15 protein-coding genes are annotated in these 16,474 nt (G+C 66.9%); 6 read left to right on the top strand and 9 right to left on the bottom strand.

What is annotated here, in order from left to right; translation table 11 throughout:
• The first annotated feature begins 39 nt into the window (after positions 1-39).
• On the top strand, positions 40-498 hold the full coding sequence (locus AC06E7_RS08765) for a cell wall hydrolase (RefSeq protein ID WP_068849509.1): 459 nt from the start codon (positions 40-42) through the stop codon (positions 496-498).
• A gap of 89 nt (positions 499-587) precedes the next feature.
• Positions 588-1,199 carry a glutathione S-transferase N-terminal domain-containing protein gene (locus tag AC06E7_RS08760; RefSeq protein ID WP_093534601.1) on the top strand — a complete coding sequence of 204 codons (612 nt, stop codon included), beginning with the start codon at positions 588-590 and terminating at the stop codon, positions 1,197-1,199.
• Positions 1,200-1,218: 19 nt separating this feature from the next.
• Here AC06E7_RS08760 and AC06E7_RS08755 read toward each other — a convergent pair whose 3' ends face one another.
• The 4 genes from AC06E7_RS08755 to AC06E7_RS08740 all read right to left on the bottom strand — a co-directional run bounded on the left by AC06E7_RS08755 (position 1,219) and on the right by AC06E7_RS08740 (position 6,108).
• Positions 1,219-2,292 carry a suppressor of fused domain protein gene (locus tag AC06E7_RS08755; RefSeq protein ID WP_478064208.1) on the bottom strand — a complete coding sequence of 358 codons (1,074 nt, stop codon included), beginning with the start codon at positions 2,290-2,292 and terminating at the stop codon, positions 1,219-1,221.
• A 66-nt stretch (positions 2,293-2,358) separates the two neighbouring features.
• Positions 2,359-2,853 (bottom strand): hypothetical protein, encoded by a 495-nt coding sequence (locus tag AC06E7_RS08750; protein ID WP_068849505.1) that lies wholly within the window; start codon positions 2,851-2,853, stop codon positions 2,359-2,361.
• A 223-nt stretch (positions 2,854-3,076) separates the two neighbouring features.
• On the bottom strand, positions 3,077-4,954 hold the full coding sequence (prpE, locus tag AC06E7_RS08745) for a propionate--CoA ligase (RefSeq protein ID WP_478064207.1): 1,878 nt from the start codon (positions 4,952-4,954) through the stop codon (positions 3,077-3,079).
• Positions 4,955-5,043: 89 nt separating this feature from the next.
• Positions 5,044-6,108, bottom strand: coding sequence for an aldo/keto reductase (locus AC06E7_RS08740; protein ID WP_068849501.1), 1,065 nt, complete (start codon positions 6,106-6,108; stop codon positions 5,044-5,046).
• 140 nt (positions 6,109-6,248) lie between these two features.
• Between AC06E7_RS08740 and AC06E7_RS08735 the strand changes: the two genes are divergently transcribed.
• Positions 6,249-7,130 carry an AraC family transcriptional regulator gene (locus AC06E7_RS08735; RefSeq protein WP_210131964.1) on the top strand — a complete coding sequence of 294 codons (882 nt, stop codon included), beginning with the start codon at positions 6,249-6,251 and terminating at the stop codon, positions 7,128-7,130.
• A gap of 55 nt (positions 7,131-7,185) precedes the next feature.
• On the opposite strand, the gene AC06E7_RS08730 is transcribed toward AC06E7_RS08735, so the two are convergent.
• The gene (locus AC06E7_RS08730; protein ID WP_478064204.1) at positions 7,186-8,172 is read right to left on the bottom strand and encodes a malate dehydrogenase; all 987 of its coding nucleotides are present in this window, start codon (positions 8,170-8,172) and stop codon (positions 7,186-7,188) included.
• 114 nt (positions 8,173-8,286) lie between these two features.
• Positions 8,287-8,781 carry a peptidylprolyl isomerase gene (locus tag AC06E7_RS08725; protein ID WP_478064202.1) on the bottom strand — a complete coding sequence of 165 codons (495 nt, stop codon included), beginning with the start codon at positions 8,779-8,781 and terminating at the stop codon, positions 8,287-8,289.
• 248 nt (positions 8,782-9,029) lie between these two features.
• Between AC06E7_RS08725 and typA the strand changes: the two genes are divergently transcribed.
• The 3 genes from typA (at position 9,030) to AC06E7_RS08710 (ending at position 13,040) form a co-directional block, all read left to right on the top strand.
• The gene (gene typA / locus AC06E7_RS08720) at positions 9,030-10,877 is read left to right on the top strand and encodes a translational GTPase TypA (RefSeq protein ID WP_184124918.1); all 1,848 of its coding nucleotides are present in this window, start codon (positions 9,030-9,032) and stop codon (positions 10,875-10,877) included.
• Positions 10,878-10,938: 61 nt separating this feature from the next.
• Positions 10,939-11,373, top strand: coding sequence for a DUF2127 domain-containing protein (locus AC06E7_RS08715; RefSeq protein WP_221414303.1), 435 nt, complete (start codon positions 10,939-10,941; stop codon positions 11,371-11,373).
• A 56-nt stretch (positions 11,374-11,429) separates the two neighbouring features.
• Positions 11,430-13,040: an amidase gene (locus AC06E7_RS08710; protein ID WP_478064200.1), complete on the top strand. Its 1,611-nt coding sequence runs from the start codon at positions 11,430-11,432 to the stop codon at positions 13,038-13,040.
• Between the two features lie 62 nt (positions 13,041-13,102).
• On the opposite strand, the gene AC06E7_RS08705 is transcribed toward AC06E7_RS08710, so the two are convergent.
• The 3 genes from AC06E7_RS08705 to AC06E7_RS08695 form a co-directional block, all read right to left on the bottom strand.
• Positions 13,103-14,251, bottom strand: a complete 1,149-nt coding sequence (locus AC06E7_RS08705; protein WP_478064198.1) for a mechanosensitive ion channel family protein — start codon at positions 14,249-14,251, stop codon at positions 13,103-13,105.
• A gap of 134 nt (positions 14,252-14,385) precedes the next feature.
• Positions 14,386-15,759 (bottom strand): class II 3-deoxy-7-phosphoheptulonate synthase, encoded by a 1,374-nt coding sequence (locus AC06E7_RS08700; RefSeq protein WP_249833797.1) that lies wholly within the window; start codon positions 15,757-15,759, stop codon positions 14,386-14,388.
• A gap of 31 nt (positions 15,760-15,790) precedes the next feature.
• Complete coding sequence (locus tag AC06E7_RS08695) at positions 15,791-16,303, bottom strand: disulfide bond formation protein B (RefSeq protein ID WP_068849485.1); 513 nt, start codon at positions 16,301-16,303, stop codon at positions 15,791-15,793.
• Between the last annotated feature and the right edge of the window lie 171 nt (positions 16,304-16,474).

Raw genomic sequence — 16,474 nt, 5'->3', positions numbered from 1 at the left:
TGGACAGCCAGGTGCGGCCCATACGGAGCAAGGAGATTTATGAAACTGGCCTGGATTCTCTGGCTGTCGCAGTTGTTGCCCCAGCCGGCCGCCGATTCGCTGTGCTTGAGCACGACCGTCTACCTCGAAGCGCGTGACCAGACCCTGCGCGGCCAGCAAGCCGTTGCGGAAGTGGCCCTGCGCCGGCTGGACAGCGGGCTGTGGGGCGATTCGATGTGCAAGGTGGTCACCGCACGCAAGCAGTTCGCACCAACCATCGTGGCGCCGGGCACCCAGCTGGGCAACACCGATGCGTGGGAAGAAGCCATGACGGTGGCCTTTGATGCCGAGCGCAACTGGGCGCTGCCGGAAGGCGAGCGCAAGGAAATCGTGCCCGGTGCCAGCCACTTCGCCGCGCTGTCCATCGCCAGCCCCAGCTGGCGCAATGCCTACCAGGTGGCCACCATCGGCGACCACACGTTCTATCGCGTGCAGAAACTCAAGCCACGCGCGTCGTAACGATCTGTTACGGCCATACCGTTGAGGATGCGGGGCCGGCTCTGGAATAGTGGGCCGCTTACCTTTCCTGCATTCCGACGGAGTTTCCCATGAAGCTGTACAGCAAGCCCGGTGCCTGCTCCACCGCCGACCACATCGCCCTGCAGTGGACCGGCCAGCCGTTCGAGGTGGAACTGCTCGACAAGGACACCCTGAAGGCCCCGGCCTATCTTGCGATCAATCCGGCCGGCTCGGTGCCGACCATCGTGGACGGCAGCTTCGTGCTGACCCAGAACGCGGCCATCATGGGCTACATCGCCGACAGCTACCCGCAGGCCGGCCTGGGCGGCGACGGCAGCCCGCAGCAACGCGCTGAAGCCAACCGCTGGCTGGCCTTCGTCAACTCGGACGTGCACCCGGCGTTCTCGCCGCTGTTCGCACCGGCCAAGTTCATCGCCGATGACAGCCAGTACGACGCGATCCGCGACGCCGCCCGCAAGCGCCTGCGCGGCCTGTTCGAGACCGCCAACCGCCAGCTGGCCGACAAGCCCTGGCTGGCCGGCTTCCGCAGCTACGCCGACGCCTACTTCTACATCACCCTGCGCTGGGCAGCCGGTGCCAAGGTCGACCTGACCGGCCTGGACAACCTGGCTGCGTTCAAGACCCGGATGGAAGCCGACACCGGCGTGCAGGCCGCGCTGAAGGCCGAAGGCCTGCAATAAATGAATGTGGTGCGCGCGATCAGCCGATCTCGCGCACCACGTTGCCCTGCGCATCGCGCAGTGCGGTCGGCACCACTTCCACCACCAGCGGCGTGCCCGGTACGGGATAGCGCCCGCGCCCGGCCTGCACGCGCTGCTCCAGCGCATCCAGTCCCTGCGCAGTCAGCGTGCAGCGCATGCCCTCCCCGTCCTTGGCGACAGCATCGCGGTCACCGGGGGCGAATAGCCACTCGTGTTCGCGGCTGACGATGGTCAACGGATTGCCATGGCGCAGGCGCAGCGGCAGCAGTTCAAGCACATTGGGCACCTGCCCCGCACCCAGCACCAGCACGACCTGGTTGCCTTCTTCGCGCCACGCCAGGGTCTCCACGAACAGGACCGCGGTACTGGACCCTTCGCGTTCGCTGCCTTCCTGCAGTTGCCTTACCAGCGCCGGGTCATCCAGCAGGCTGGCACGGTGCAGGTCGGTAATCCACAGCGGCATGCGCGGCGCCAATGCCTGCAGCACCCCGTCGGTCGACCAGCGCTTGATCGCCGCCATCTCGTCGTCGCTCAGCCCGATCACCTGCAGGAACGCCAGTTCACCATTGGGCGTGGCCCGCGCCGGCAGCTGCGGATCGGGCATGAAGGCCAGGTGGCGCAGGCAGGTGTCGGTATCCAGCGCGATCGGACCGTTGGCATTCATGTGGTGCCCGGCCTCGAACACATTGCCGCTGCCGAACACGTAGCGCGCCAGGTTCTGCAGCAGGTTCATCGGCCATGCCGGCGGGGTGTCATCGCCGCTGTCGATGGCCAGGCGGAAGGTGAGCTCGAAGCCGAAGCCGCTGCTGTCAGCGTCATCGCTCTGCTTGTCGTACAGCTCGGAGAAACCGTAGGTGACGTAATGCCAGTGCGGGCGCGGCAGCTCGGCGCGGTACACGCTGATGCCATCGAGCGGGTCGCGCCCACCCAGCGTGTACGGCAGCGCGGTGCCGTAATGGCGCGGCTCCTGCCCGGGGTACAGCGCGGCCAGGGCCGCGTTGATGGCGTCCCAGCCCGGGGTACCGTCGTCGTTGCCGGTGTCGAGGCTGTTGTCGATGTGTTGTTCGTCCACGCGCTGCTCCTGGCGCCCCGGAAAGACGCCAATGTACGCCATCAACGCTGCGCCGCGCCGCCGTCGTCAGGCGGGTTGCGCATCGCTGTGCAGCAGCGCGCGGGTTTCCTCCAGCCAGCGGTTGGCCAACGCGGGACTCTTCGCCTTGGACACGGCGGCGGCCATCTCCGGCCACAGTTTTTCCAGGCTGGCCGCATCGGTACAGCGCTCGATCTTGAGCTGCATGAAGTAGCCCTTCAGGCCCAGGTGTCTGCGGACCGATTCGCTCATCCAGTCATACAGCTGCTTGTACAGCACCGGGTCCTGTTCGCGACCGGAGGTCAGCGCCCGTGGCGCGGCTGGCGCCAGCGCACCACCGACCACTTCGATCAGGCCCATCTCCGCCAGCTGGGCCAGCGCGTCATCCGGCGCGCGCAGCCCGGGCAACATCGCGGTCAATTCATTGTCATCGCGCTGACCATCAACCATCAGCAGAATGGAGCGCAACCCCGGCACCAGCCGGCGCGCGCGGTCTTCGATTTCCTGACGGCCAGCGGCCGTCTTGGCATGGATGTACGCCATGTGTTCCCCCTGTTACCTGGTCCCCCTGCACGCACGCTCCCCGGCGGTCACCGGAACCCGTACGCCCCCTTGCGGTCGTCCAGACAGCAGCCCGGGCCGCGCACGCCATCCCCGGCGTGTCGCGCATCGGACCCACAACGATCACCCCCGCAGCTTAACCGAGGTCCCGCGCGGCGGATAATGCACCGCAGCACGGGACACGGTCGCTGGACGTCGGAGGGAGTTACCGCCCCAGCGCCCGGCGGATCTCCTCCAGCGCACCGGGGTCGTCCAGGGTGGACAGGTCGCCCGGGTCGCGGTGTTCGGCCAGGGCCTGCAGTGAACGGCGCAGCAGCTTGCCCGAGCGGGTCTTGGGCAGGGCGTTGACCAGGTGGATGTGCGCCGGGCGCGCGACCGCGCCCAAGGTTTCGGTCACGCGCTTCATCATCTCGGCCACCACCGCGCTGCCATCTCCGTCGACCGCCTGCTTGAGGGTGACGAACACCAGCGGCACCTGGCCCTTGAGTTCGTCCTTGACCCCGATCACCGCCGCTTCGGCCACCAGCGGGTGACCGGAGATGCATTCCTCGATCTCCCGCGTGCCCAGCCGGTGCCCGGCCACGTTGATCACATCGTCGGTGCGCCCAAGGATGAAGGTGTAGCCGTCTTCGTCGCGGATCGCCCAGTCCAGCGAGCTGTACAGCAGTTCCTTGAAGTGGCTGAAATAGCTCTGGATGAAACGGTCGTCGTCGTTCCAGACCGTGCTCATGCAGCCCGGCGGCAGCGGCGGCACCATCACCAGCACGCCCTTCTGCCCGGGCTGCACTTCGGCGCCGGTGTTCTCATCGATCACCTTCATGCGGTAACCGAGGTTGGGGAAGCCCGGCGAACCGAAACGCACCGGCTTGAGGTCCACGCCCGGCAGCAGGGTCAGCGCCGGCCAGCCGGTTTCGGTCTGCCAGTAGTTGTCGATGATCGGCTTGCCAAGCGCATCGTTGATCCAGTGCGCGGTCGGCTCGTCCAGTGGCTCACCGGCCAGGAATACATACTTCAACGCGTCCAGGTCGTGGCGTCGGATGAAGTCGGCATCGTGCTTCTTCAGCACACGGATCGCGGTCGGCGACGAGAACAACGTGCGCACGCCGTACTGCTCGCACAGCGCCCACCAGATGCCCGGATCGGGATTGGTCGGCAGGCCTTCGTACAACAGAGAGGTGCAGCCGCCGATCAGAGGGCCGTATACGTTGTAGGAGTGCCCCACCGCCCAGCCGACGTCCGAGGTGGAGAACATCACCTGGCCCGGCTTGCAGTCGAACACGGTTTCCATGGACTGCGCCATCGCCACCGCATAGCCGCCCACGTCGCGCTGCACACCCTTGGGCTTGCCGGTGGTGCCGGAGGTGTACAGCAGGTAGCTGGGTTCGCTTGATTCCAACCAGACCACCGGCACGTCCTGGTCGCCCACTTCCTCGCGCAGCGTGGCGTAGTCGAGATCGCGCCCCGGCACCTTCGGTTCGGCCGGGTCCAGTCCGCGCGAGACGATCAGCACGTGCGGCGGCGGCGACTGCGCTTCGGCGCAGGCCGCATCCACCATCGCCTTGTACGGAATGATCTTGCCGCCGCGCTTGCCGGCATCGGCGGCGATCAGCAGCTTGGGCGCGGCATCGTCGATGCGCAGCGCCAGGTTGTGCGCGGCAAACCCACCGAACACCACCGAGTGGATGGCGCCGATGCGGGCGCAGGCCAGCATGGCGAAGACCGCCTCGGCCATGTTCGGCATGTAGATCACCACGCGGTCGCCGCGCTGCACCTCCAGCCGCTGCAGCACGGCGGCGAACGCATTCACTTCGCGGTACAGCTCGCGGTAGGTGATTTCGCGGGTGACGTTGGTCTCGGTGGAAATGGCCACCAGCGCCAGCTGGTCGGGGCGCTCGGCCAGGTGCCGGTCCACCGCGTTGTAGCAGAGGTTGGTCTGGCCACCCACGTACCAGCGCCGGAATGGCGGGTTGCTGTAATCCAGGACCTGCTGCGGCGGTACATGCCAGTAGATCCGGTGCGCTTCCTCGGCCCAGAACGCTTCGGGTTCCTCCACCGACCGACGGTAAACCTCTTCATAACGCATGACAGCCCTCCCAGACAAGGTCATGGGATCGAGCATAGTCCGATGGCGATGGACCGGCCGTCCGACCTTGGTCGTAGGAGGGCCCGGTGCTACCGGCTCCGGATCCGGCTTCCACCACTGATCAGCTGCTGCGCCATCGGCCGTGCGATGAAACGCGCGGGGAAAATCGGTGCCGGCGCGCTCGCCGCGTCCAAGCGTTGCAGCTGCGCATCACTGAACACGATGTCCAGCGCACCGATATTGTCCTGGAACTGCGCCAGGGTGCGCGCGCCCATGACCGGCGAGACCACGGCCGGATGCCGCAGCGTCCAGGCCAGGGCGACCTGCGAACGGCTGGCACCCAGCTCCCCGGCGATAACACCGACCACGTCGGCGATATCCAGGGCGCGCCCGGTTAGGTGCCCGGTGGACGCGATCACGCCCTTGCGCGTGGGCGATACGTCGGCGGCATTGTCGTCGGTCAGATCCGCGCGGCTGTACTTGCCGGTGAGCACCCCGCCGCCCAGCGGCGACCAGGGCAGCACGCCGAGACCGAGCGCTTCGGCCATCGGCATCAACTCGTGCTCCACGGTACGCTCGAGCAGGCTGTACTCGATCTGCAGCGCGACGAACGGCGACCAGCCGCGCAGGTCGGCCAGGGTCTGCATCTGCGCCACGCGCCATGCCGGCGTGTTGCAGATGCCCAGGTAAAGCACCTTGCCCGCGCGGACCAGATCGTCGAGCGCACGCATCACCTCCTGCGGCGATGTCGTGAAGTCCCACGCGTGCAGGTACAGCAGGTCGACACGATCGGTATCGAGCTGGCGCAGGCTGGTTTCCACGGAGCGCACCAGGTTGAGGCGGTGGTTGCCACCGGCATTGGGATTGCCCGCCTCGCGCGCCATGGTGAACTTGGTGGCGAGCACGATGCGTTCGCGCATGGCCTTGATCAGCCTGCCGAGGATGCGTTCGGCGCTGCCGTTGGTGTAGTTCACGGCGGTGTCGATGAAGTTGCCGCCACGCTCGACATACGCATCGAAGATGCGCGCGGCCTCGGCGTCGTCGGCGCCCCAGCCCCAGTCGGCACCGAAGGTCATGGTGCCCAACGAGAGCGGCGACACGCGCAGGCCGGATCGTCCGAGCAGGCGGTAGTGATTGAGGGCGGTGGTTGTCATCGGCAGGGCCTCGCGCCAGGGAAGTGCCGGGAATCTTCCGGCGGCGGCTCCGCGAGGCGATAGCCTGTGCGTCCGGCAGGCTTGCACGATCGTCCATCCCCCACGCGCCCCGCGCCGGTCGGCCTGTACCATCTAACGGCATGGACCGACTCGCTGCCTTCGTTGCCCTGCTGGACCGCCACGCGCCGTCCGACGGCATGCATGCCGTCGCACTGCCGGGGGTCACGCTGATCCGCGCCGCATCGCCGACGCTGCCCATGCCGGTGATCTACGAACCCACCGTGTGCCTGGTCGGCCAAGGCGTCAAACAGGCGCACCTGGGCGCGACCTCGTACCGCTATGACCCGCAGCATTACCTGATCGCCTCGGTGGATCTGCCGGTGATGGGCTCGGTGATCCAGGCCAGTCCCGAACGGCCCTATCTGTGCCTGCAGCTGGATCTGGACATGGCCACGTTGTCCGAACTCGCCCTCGCCCACCCGGCCGCGCCGGCACCTGCGCCGGCGCCCGCCAGCGGGCTGTCGCTCAACCGCACCAGCCCGGAACTGCTGGACGCTGCGGTTCGCCTGCTGGCGCTGCTGGACGCACCGTCTGATATCGACGCGCTGGCGCCCCTGACCGTGCGCGAACTGCTGTACCGGCTGCTGCAGGGGCCCGGTGGCGGGATCCTGCGCCACATCGCGCAGGCCGACAGCCGGCTCAACCAGATCGCCCGCGCCATCGCGTGGATCAAGACGAACTTCCACCAGCCGTGCCGGATCGAACAGGTCGCCGAGGTGGCCGGCATGAGCCGCTCCAGTTTCCACCAGCACTTCAAGGCGATCACCACGCTGAGCCCGCTGGAGTTCCGCACCCGCTTGCGCCTGCAGGAGGCGCGCCGGTTGATGGTGGGCGATGCACTGGACGCGGCCAGCGCCGGCTTCCGCGTCGGCTACGAAAGCCCCTCGCAGTTCAGCCGCGACTACGTCCGGGTATTCGGCGCGCCGCCGGCGAAAGATGCAGGGCGGTTGCGCGCCGGGTAGCGGAAAAAAAACGCCGGGCAAGCCCGGCGTTTTTCAATGCGTACCGTCCAAGGGATCAACCCAGCAGGTGGGCCACGCCGCTGCGCTCTTCTTCCAGCTCGGCCAGGGTCTTGTCGATGTACTTCTGGCTGAAGTCGTCGACCGGCAGGTCCTTGACCAGGGTGTACTCACCGTTTTCGGTGGTCACCGCGAAGCCGAAGATCACGCCTTCCGGGATGCCGTAGGAGCCGTCGGACGGCACGCCCATGGTCACCCACTTGCCGTTGCTGCCCAGCACCCAGTCGCGCACGTGGTCGATGGCGGCATTGGCGGCCGAGGCAGCCGAGGACGAGCCACGGGCTTCGATGATCGCCGCGCCGCGCTTGCCCACGGTCGGAATGAAGGTGTTGGCATTCCATTCCTGGTCGTTGATCGCATCGGCGACGGAGGCACCGTCGGCGGTGGCGAAACGGTAGTCCGGGTACATGGTCGGGCTGTGGTTGCCCCACACGACCAGCTTTTCGATGCCACCCACCGACTTGCCCAGCTTGGACGACAGCTGGCTCAGCGCACGGTTGTGATCCAGGCGCAGCATGGCGGTGAAGTTGCGCGGGTTCAGGTCCGGCGCCGACTTCATGGCGATGTAGGCATTGGTGTTGGCCGGGTTGCCGACCACCAGCACCTTCACGTTGCGGCTGGCGACCTTGTTCAGCGCCGCGCCCTGCGCGGTGAAGATCTTGGCGTTTTCCAGCAGCAGGTCCTTGCGCTCCATGCCCGGGCCGCGCGGACGCGCGCCGACCAGCAGGGCGATGTCGGCGTCCTTGAATGCCACTTCGGCGTCATCGGTGCCGACCATGCCGGCCAGCAGCGGGAACGCGCAGTCTTCCAGTTCCATCATCACGCCGCGCAGGGCGGCCTGGGCCTTGTCGACCGGCAGCTCGAGCAGCTGCAGGATGACCGGCTGGTCCTTGCCCAGCATTTCGCCGGAGGCGATGCGGAACAGCAGGGCGTAGCCGATCTGGCCGGCGGCGCCGGTCACGGCAACACGAACAGGTGCTTTCATGGGGATTTCCTCTGGTAAGAAGCTGTGTGGGAGTGGCCACCGGGCGGGGAGAGACCTGGCGGGGCGGCCGGAAATGCGCAACGGCCTCCCGCGAGGGAGGCCGTTGAAAGGGAATTACCTGGCCGGGATCAGCTTGTTCCACTCGGCCACGCGGTCGGCCTGGGCGGCCAGCACGCCGTCGGTGTCGCCTTCCAGGGTGATCGAATGGATCACGTCGCCCTGCTTGACCGAGTCCACGATGGCCTGGCCCTCCAGCACCTGGCCGAACACGGTGTGCTTGCCGTCCAGCCAGTCGGTCTTGATGTGGGTGATGAAGAACTGGCTGCCGTTGGTGTTCGGGCCGGCATTGGCCATGGACAGCGAACCAATCTGGTGCTTCACGCCGTTCTTCTCGTCTTCGAACTTGTAGCCCGGGCCGCCGGTGCCCTGGCCCTTGGGGCAACCGCCCTGGATCATGAAATCGGGGATCACCCGGTGGAAGATCAGGCCGTCATAGAAGCCCTTCTGGACCAGGTTCACGAAGTTGGCGACGGTCAGCGGCGCCTTGTCGGCGAACAGCTCGACCTTGATCGGGCCCTGGGTGGTATCGAAAGTGGCGATGAGGGACATGAGGATCCTTGATATTCGGGGGTTGTCGTCAGCCCGTAAGGATACACCGGAGGGACGCGCGGAGCCCGCCTGACCATGGTCGAACCCACCCGGTAGCGCTGGCCGTTGGCCGGCCCTCAGGTACCCGTGTGCCCGCCAACGGCGGGCGCTACCTGAATGCGCCAAAGGTTGTTTTCGCGTTTGGCCGGCAAAGCCGTATAATGATGGACTTCTTTTTCCAAATCCGGCGCCGACTGGCCCCCTTTCGCATGTCTATCGAAAATCTTCGCAACATCGCCATCGTCGCCCACGTCGACCACGGTAAGACCACCCTTGTGGACCAGCTGCTGAAGCAGTCCGGCACCCTCTCCGAGCGCACCGTGCTCGCCGAGCGCGTGATGGACAGCAACGACCAGGAAAAGGAGCGTGGCATCACGATCCTGGCCAAGAACACGGCCATCACCTGGGAAGACAAGCGCACCGGCGTCAAGAACCGCATCAACATCGTCGACACTCCCGGACACGCCGACTTCGGCGGTGAAGTGGAGCGCGTGCTGTCGATGGTGGACACCGTGCTGATCCTGGTCGACGCCATGGACGGCCCGATGCCGCAGACCCGCTTCGTCACCCAGAAGGCCTTCGCGATGGGCTTCAAGCCGATCGTGGTGGTCAACAAGGTCGACCGCCCGGGCTCGCGTCCGGATTGGGTGATCGACCAGGTGTTCGACCTGTTCGACAAGCTCGGCGCCACCAATGAACAGCTCGACTTCCCGATCGTCTACGCCTCGGCCCTGAACGGCTACGCCGGCCTGGAAGACAGCGTGCGCGATGGCGACATGACCCCGCTGTACGAAGCGATCATGCAGCACGCGCCGAAGCCGGAAGTGGACCCGGAAGGTCCGTTCCAGATGCGCATCAGCCAGCTGGACTACAACAACTTCGTGGGCGTGATCGGCATCGGCCGCATCCAGCGCGGCACCCTGAAGAAGAACATGCAGGTCGCGGTGATCGACCGTGAAGGCAAGAAGCGCAACGGCAAGGTCGCCCAGGTGCTGGGCTTCCTGGGCCTGGAGCGCATCGAGCAGGAAACGGCCGAAGCCGGCGACATCGTCGCCATCTCGGGCATTCCGGAGCTGACCATCTCCGACACCCTGTGCCACCCGGACACCCCGGAAGCACTGCCGGCGCTGACCGTCGACGAGCCGACCATCTCCATGACCTTCCAGGTCAACAACTCGCCGTTTGCCGGCAACAAGGACCTGTCCGGTGGCAAGTTCCTGACCAGCCGCCAGATCAAGGACCGCCTGGACCGCGAACAGGTCCACAACGTGGCCCTGAAGGTGGAACAGCTGGAAGACGCCGACAAGTTCCTGGTCTCCGGCCGTGGCGAACTGCACCTGTCGGTGCTGATCGAGAACATGCGTCGCGAAGGCTACGAGCTGGCCGTGTCGCGCCCGGAAGTGATCATCAAGCAGATCGACGGCCAGGCCATGGAGCCGATCGAGCAGCTGGTGGTGGACGTTGAAGAAGTGCACCAGGGCGGCGTGATGGAAAAGCTGGGCACCCGCAAGGGCCAGCTGAAGAACATGGAGCCGGACGGCAAGGGCCGTGTGCGCCTGGAATACATGATCCCGGCCCGTGGCCTGATCGGCTTCCAGAACGAGTTCAAGACCCTGACCCAGGGTTCGGGCCTGCTGTTCCACGTGTTCGACCATTACGGCCCGAAGGAACAGGGCGCCATCGCCAAGCGCCAGAACGGCGTGATGATCGCCAACGCCCCGGGCGCCACCCCCGCGTACTCGCTGGGGCCGCTGCAGGAACGCGGCAAGCTGTTCGCTGCTGAAGGCGACAACGTGTACGAAGGCCAGCTGATCGGTATCCACTCCAAGGACAACGACCTGACCGTCAACGCGATCAAGACCAAGCCGCTGACCAACATGCGCGCTTCGGGCAAGGACGACGCGATCCAGCTGACCCCGGCGATCAAGTACTCGCTGGAGCAGGCCCTGGACTTCATCGAAGACGACGAACTGGTCGAAATCACGCCCAAGGAAATCCGTCTGCGCAAGAAGTTCCTGACCGAAAGCGACCGCAAGAAGGCCTCGCGCGGCGGCTGATCGGACCCTTGTGACCGACGCGGCCTACAACCCGGATCCTCACAAGCATCCGGGACTTCACATGATCGCCTTGCTGGAAGCCAGCAAGGCGGTCCTGGCGCTGTTGGCGGCTACCGGGCTGGAAGTGCTCGGCCCGCAGCCACTGCGTGATGGGGTCAATGCCCTGATCCGGCGTTTCAGCCTGGACCCGGATCACGGCACCCTGCCCTCGCTGCTCAACATGATCAGCCCCGATGCCGTCCACCTGGCCGCTGCGGCCATGGTTGCCTACGGCATCCTGCATCTCTTCGAGGCCTGGGGCCTCTGGCGCGCCAAAGCCTGGGCATCCTGGCTGGGCTGCGTCACCGCCGGCATCTACCTGCCGTTCGACATTTTCGCGATCATCCGCCACCCGGGCTGGGCCTCGTGGTCGGTGCTGGTGATCAACCTCATCGTGGTCGGCGTCCTCGCCCGCGACATCCGCAAGCGTCACGGCCCGGCCCAACCGCCGGCGTGAGTTGCCAAGCGTGCGGAGCGCTGGTTAGCCTGAGCGCTGGTTCCGGGGATACACAGATGCGCGCGCCACTGACATCGCTCGCGTTGGCCATCGCACTGCTGGCAGGCTGCTCGCCCTCGCCCGTGCCCTTGTTCAACCAGGCCCATGCCGCCGCGTCCGCGGCCCCACGCGATACGCCGTTCGCCTACGCCGAAACCGATATCGTCCAGTTGCAGGCGGCGATGGCCGCTGGCGAGCTGGACAGCGTCACCCTGACCCGCGCCTACCTGGAACGGATCGCCCGGCTCGACCGCGCCGGCCCGCGCCTCAACGCCGTGCTGGAGCTCAATCCGGATGCCCTGAAGGAAGCGGCGGCACTGGATGCCGAACGCCGCCGCGGGCAGCTTCGCGGCCCCCTGCACGGCATTCCGCTGCTGCTCAAGGACAACATCGGGGCACGCCCGATGGGCACCAGCGCCGGTTCGCTGGCACTGGCCGGGTTCCGCCCCGACGATGCGTTCCTGGTCACCCGGCTGCGCGCGGCCGGCGCGCTGATCCTGGGCAAGACCAATCTCAGCGAATGGGCGAACTTCCGTTCCAGCCAGTCGATTTCCGGCTGGAGCGCGCGTGGCGGCCAGACCCGGAATCCCTACCGGCTCAGCCACAACCCGTGCGGCTCCAGCAGCGGCAGCGCGGTGGCGGTGGCGGCCAACCTGGCGGCCGCGGCGGTGGGTACCGAGACCGACGGCAGCATCGTCTGCCCGGCTGCGGTGAACGGCGTGGTCGGGCTCAAGCCCACGGTCGGGCTGGTCAGCCGCGATGGCATCGTGCCGATTTCCTTCAGCCAGGACACCGCCGGCCCGATCACCCGCAGCGTGGCCGATGCCGCCGCCCTGTTGACGGCGATGGCCGGCCGCGACGACGCCGACCCGGCCACGGCGACCATGCCCGGGCGGGCGGTGTATGACTACACCGCGCGACTGAATCCGGACGGCCTGCGCGGCGCCCGGATCGGCGTCCTGCATGGCCCGCTGGACCAGCAGCCCGGGGTCGCTCCCGCCCTGCAGCACGCGATCGGCGTGCTGCGTGATGCCGGCGCCGTGGTGGTACCGGTGCAGCTGCCTACCGAGGGGCAGTGGGAAGACGCCGAACGCCTGGTGCTGCTGCACGAGTTCAAAGCCGGCATGCAGCGCTACCTCACCCGCCACCAGGCCCCGGTGCGCGACCTGGACGCGATCATCGCCTTCAACCGCACCCATGCCGACAAGGAGCTGGTGCTGTTCGGGCAGGACCTGATGGAGACGGCCGCGCAGGCCGGCGGCCTGGGCAGCCCCGAGTACATCGCTGCACGCACCCAGGCGCGCCGCCTGGCCGGCCCCGAGGGGATCGACGCGGTGCTCAAGGCCGAGCGCCTGGACGCCCTGGTGGCGCCCACCACGGGCACCGCATGGCCGATCCGTACCGGCCACGGCGATGACTTCCCCGGCGGCAGCTACAGCGCCGCCGCCGTGGCCGGCTACCCGAGCCTGACCGTGCCGATGGCGCATGTGAACGGACTACCGTTGGGGCTGTTGTTCATGGGCACGGCCTGGAGCGAGCCGAAGCTGATCGAGCTGGCGTACGACTATGAGCAGCGCACCCGGGCCCGGCGTCCGCCGCGGTTCGGGACGCAGGCGTTGTTGCCATAGGTTGGCTGCGGTCCGGCCAACGGCCGGGGCTACGAATTTTTACGGGCGCATTGGGATCGGGATCAACCCACCGTGGGGTCTTCGACCGGGACCACCGCCGGGGGGCCGTCTTCGGCGCCGGGTGAGCGCACGTCGTCGGCCGGCTGCGAACGCGGACCGCGGGTGGCCGGATCGGGGCGGTCCAGGATCTCCGCGCGCGTGCGTGGCAGCGCCTGCGGATGTTCACGGGCGAGGAAGTCGAGCATGCGTTCGCGCACGATGCAGCGCAGGTCGAAGGCGTCGCCGGAATTGCGCGCACTGACCAGCAGGCGCACCTGCAGCGTGTGATCGGTGGTTTCCGTCACCTGGGTGACGCAGACGCGGCCATCCCACAACGCTTCGCCCTTGCAGATGCGCTCGAGCTCGGCACGGATCGCCGCGATCGGCGCCCGATAGTCCAGCCACAGGAATGCGGTGCCGAGCAGGTCGGCGCTGCGCCGGGTCCAGTTCTGGAATGGATTCTCGATGAACCAGGTCAACGGCACCACCATGCGCCGCTCGTCCCAGATCCGCACCACCACGTAGCTGCTGCCGATCTCTTCCACCCGGCCCCATTCGCCTTCGACGATCACCACGTCATCGAGGCGGATCGGCTGGGTCAGCGCGATCTGCAGGCCGGCGATCAGGTTGCCGAACACCGGCTTGGCGGCGATGCCGGCGACCAGGCCGATGATGCCGGCCGAGGCCAGCAGCGCGGTGCCGATCTGGCGCACCATCGGGAAGGTCAGCAGCACCATCGAGGCGCCGACCAGGATGATGGCGCCCATCAGCACGCGGCTGAGTACGCGGGTCTGGGTCTGGATGCGGCGGGCGGCCAGGTTGTCGGCCACTTCCATCGGGTGGTCACGCAGGATCGCCTGCTCGCCGGCAGCCACCGCGCGCACCAGCAGCCAGATGAAGCAGGCCGTCAACCCGATATGCAGCAGCCGCAGCGACTGGTCCAGCCAGCGCCCGTCCAGCGGGGTGGCTTCCAGTGCGGGAATCAGCACCAGCATCGGCAGCGCGAACGCCAGCGGCCGGCTGATCACGCGCGCGATGCGCGCACGGCGGTAGTCGCGCCCCTTGAGGCGGCGGGTCAGCAACATCAGCGCCCACCATCCGGTGAGACCGATCGCCAGCGCGATCCCGATCGGCCAGAGATAAGCGGCGGCCGTCTGCCAATCCACGTGCATGCACGCTCCCGTGTTGATCACAAAGGAGCCCTAGCGTGCCAAAGACGACATGACCGTCATGTAGTGACACGCCATGCGTGTCCTCAGGATGCCCGAACGAGGTCCAGCCACGCAGGGCACGAAGACGTACCCGGTCAGCCGCCCTGCTTGCGCACGATGGCCATGGCGATCTCGAGCGACTGCTCGTAGTTCAGGCGCGGATCTACCGAGGACCGGTAGGCACGCTCCAGGTCGCGCTCGGTGAGCTCGCGCGCGCCCCCGGTGCACTCGGTGACATCCTCCCCGGTCAGCTCCAGGTGCACGCCGCCCAGCCGCGTACCGGCGGCTGCGTGCAGGTCGAAGGACAGCTCCACTTCACTGCGCACGTTGTCGAAGCGACGGGTCTTGTAGCCGTTGCTGGTGCTTTCGGTGTTGCCATGCATGGCATCGCACACCCACAGCACGCGGCGACCATCGCGCTTGACCGCCTCCAGCAGCGGCGGCAGCTTCTCGGCGATCTGCGCCGCACCCATGCGATGGATGAAACTCAGGCGGCCGGGTTCGTCTTCAGGATTGAGCACGTCGATCAGGCGCAGCAGCTGGTCGGGCTGCACGGACGGACCGACCTTGATGGCAATGGGGTTGCGCACGCCGCGCAGGTATTCCACGTGGGCGCCATCGAGGGCGGCGGTGCGCATGCCGATCCACGGGTAATGCGTGCTCAGGTTGAGCCAGCCATGCTGGCGCGGCACCTGGCGGGTGAGCGCCTGCTCATACGGCAGCAGCAGCGCTTCGTGCGAGGTATAGAAGTCGATCCGGTTGAGGTTGTACACCTGGGCGCCGGACAGGGTTTCCATGAAGCGCACGGCATCGCCGATGGAGGAGACCATCTTCTGGTAGTCGGTGGCCAGCGGCGAATGCCGCACCCACTCCAGGTTCCAGTACTCGGGATGGTGCAGGTCGGCGAAGCCACCATCGATCAGCGCACGCACGAAGTTCATGGTCATGGCCGAATGCGCGTGGGCCTGCAGCATCCTGCGCGGATCGGGCAGGCGCGCGGCTTCGGTGAACTCGGGCGCGTTGATCACATCACCCCGGTAGCTGGGCAGGGTCACGCCATCGCGGGTCTCGGTGTCGGCCGAACGCGGCTTGGCATATTGCCCGGCAAACCGGCCGACCCGGATCACCGGCTTGCGCATGCCGTGGACGAGCACCAGGCTCATCTGCAGCAGCACCTTGAGCCGGTTGGAGATGGTGGTGGACTCGCAGTCGCTGAAGTTCTCCGCGCAATCGCCGCCCTGCAGCAGGAAACGCTTGCCTTCCTGGGCCTCGGCGAGCTGCTGCTTGAGCGAGAGGATCTCCCAGGAGGTCACCAGCGGCGGCAGCCGCTTGAGCTCGTGCAAGGACGCATCCAGCGCCACCGGATCGGGATACGTCGGCATCTGCAGCGCGGGCCGGCCGCGCCAGCTCTCCGGCGACCAGTCGGTCGGCAGCGAAGCGGAAGGGGTGGCACGGTCGGAGGCAGTCATCGGAATATCCAGTAAACCAGCAGAAGAAAGATCAGTAGCGACGGGCAGGACGACGGAACGACACCACCAGCGCCCACAGGCCCAGCACGGTGAACCACACCAGGCTCCACATGGGCATGGTCAGCCCCAGGAACTGCCAGTCGATGTTGCCGCAGTTGCCGGTACCGGTAAGCACGGTACGGAACACTTCAAACGGCCCCATGGTCTCGCTCAGGAACGACAGCGGCGGCCCACAGCTCGAGCCCATGTCCTGGGGCAGCAGCTGCACGTACACATGGCGCCCGGCAATGCCGATGCCCACGGCGGCGGCAATGAAGGCCAGCACACCATAGGTGATGCGCCCAGGTCGATCCCGCGGGCCATGCAGCGCACCGATCAGGAACAACAATCCCAGCGCGGCGAACGCGATGCGCTGGAAGATGCACAGCGGGCAAGGCTCCAGCCCCATCTTCAGCTGCAGGAAGATCGCATAGCCCAGCAGGCCAGCACACACCAGGAACCCCAGCAGGAACTGGGCGCGGTAATTCCAGCGCAATGGATTCATTGCCAACACTCTTGTTAGTCCAGGCGCCAAGATTAACAGGGAGCTGTGCGGTGTAGGCTGCGGCCGTTTGCCGTACATCGGCTTAGTTGGCCATACGTAGTGTTCTGAGGTCTTGGCGAACAGCTGCACCTCTGCAGGTTCCACTGCCCGGCCGCGCCGGGTGCGGGTTTG

The organism is Stenotrophomonas sp. Steno-Z4, from assembly GCF_056393145.1.
The sequence above is the reverse complement of the archived record's forward strand: the minus strand, read 5'-3'. Positions and strand labels throughout refer to the sequence as shown.

Excerpts from the sequence above, each read along its gene's own strand:
- AC06E7_RS08765 (WP_068849509.1), top strand. The coding sequence starts at position 40 with ATGAAACTGGCCTGGATTCTCTGGCTGTCGCAGTTGTTGCCCCAGCCG.
- AC06E7_RS08760 (WP_093534601.1), top strand. The coding sequence starts at position 588 with ATGAAGCTGTACAGCAAGCCCGGTGCCTGCTCCACCGCCGACCACATC.
- AC06E7_RS08750 (WP_068849505.1), bottom strand. The coding sequence starts at position 2,853 with ATGGCGTACATCCATGCCAAGACGGCCGCTGGCCGTCAGGAAATCGAA.
- prpE (WP_478064207.1), bottom strand. The coding sequence starts at position 4,954 with ATGCGTTATGAAGAGGTTTACCGTCGGTCGGTGGAGGAACCCGAAGCG.
- AC06E7_RS08740 (WP_068849501.1), bottom strand. The coding sequence starts at position 6,108 with ATGACAACCACCGCCCTCAATCACTACCGCCTGCTCGGACGATCCGGC.
- AC06E7_RS08735 (WP_210131964.1), top strand. The coding sequence starts at position 6,249 with ATGGACCGACTCGCTGCCTTCGTTGCCCTGCTGGACCGCCACGCGCCG.
- AC06E7_RS08730 (WP_478064204.1), bottom strand. The coding sequence starts at position 8,172 with ATGAAAGCACCTGTTCGTGTTGCCGTGACCGGCGCCGCCGGCCAGATC.
- AC06E7_RS08725 (WP_478064202.1), bottom strand. The coding sequence starts at position 8,781 with ATGTCCCTCATCGCCACTTTCGATACCACCCAGGGCCCGATCAAGGTC.
- typA (WP_184124918.1), top strand. The coding sequence starts at position 9,030 with ATGTCTATCGAAAATCTTCGCAACATCGCCATCGTCGCCCACGTCGAC.
- AC06E7_RS08715 (WP_221414303.1), top strand. The coding sequence starts at position 10,939 with ATGATCGCCTTGCTGGAAGCCAGCAAGGCGGTCCTGGCGCTGTTGGCG.
- AC06E7_RS08710 (WP_478064200.1), top strand. The coding sequence starts at position 11,430 with ATGCGCGCGCCACTGACATCGCTCGCGTTGGCCATCGCACTGCTGGCA.
- AC06E7_RS08705 (WP_478064198.1), bottom strand. The coding sequence starts at position 14,251 with ATGCACGTGGATTGGCAGACGGCCGCCGCTTATCTCTGGCCGATCGGG.
- AC06E7_RS08700 (WP_249833797.1), bottom strand. The coding sequence starts at position 15,759 with ATGACTGCCTCCGACCGTGCCACCCCTTCCGCTTCGCTGCCGACCGAC.
- AC06E7_RS08695 (WP_068849485.1), bottom strand. The coding sequence starts at position 16,303 with ATGAATCCATTGCGCTGGAATTACCGCGCCCAGTTCCTGCTGGGGTTC.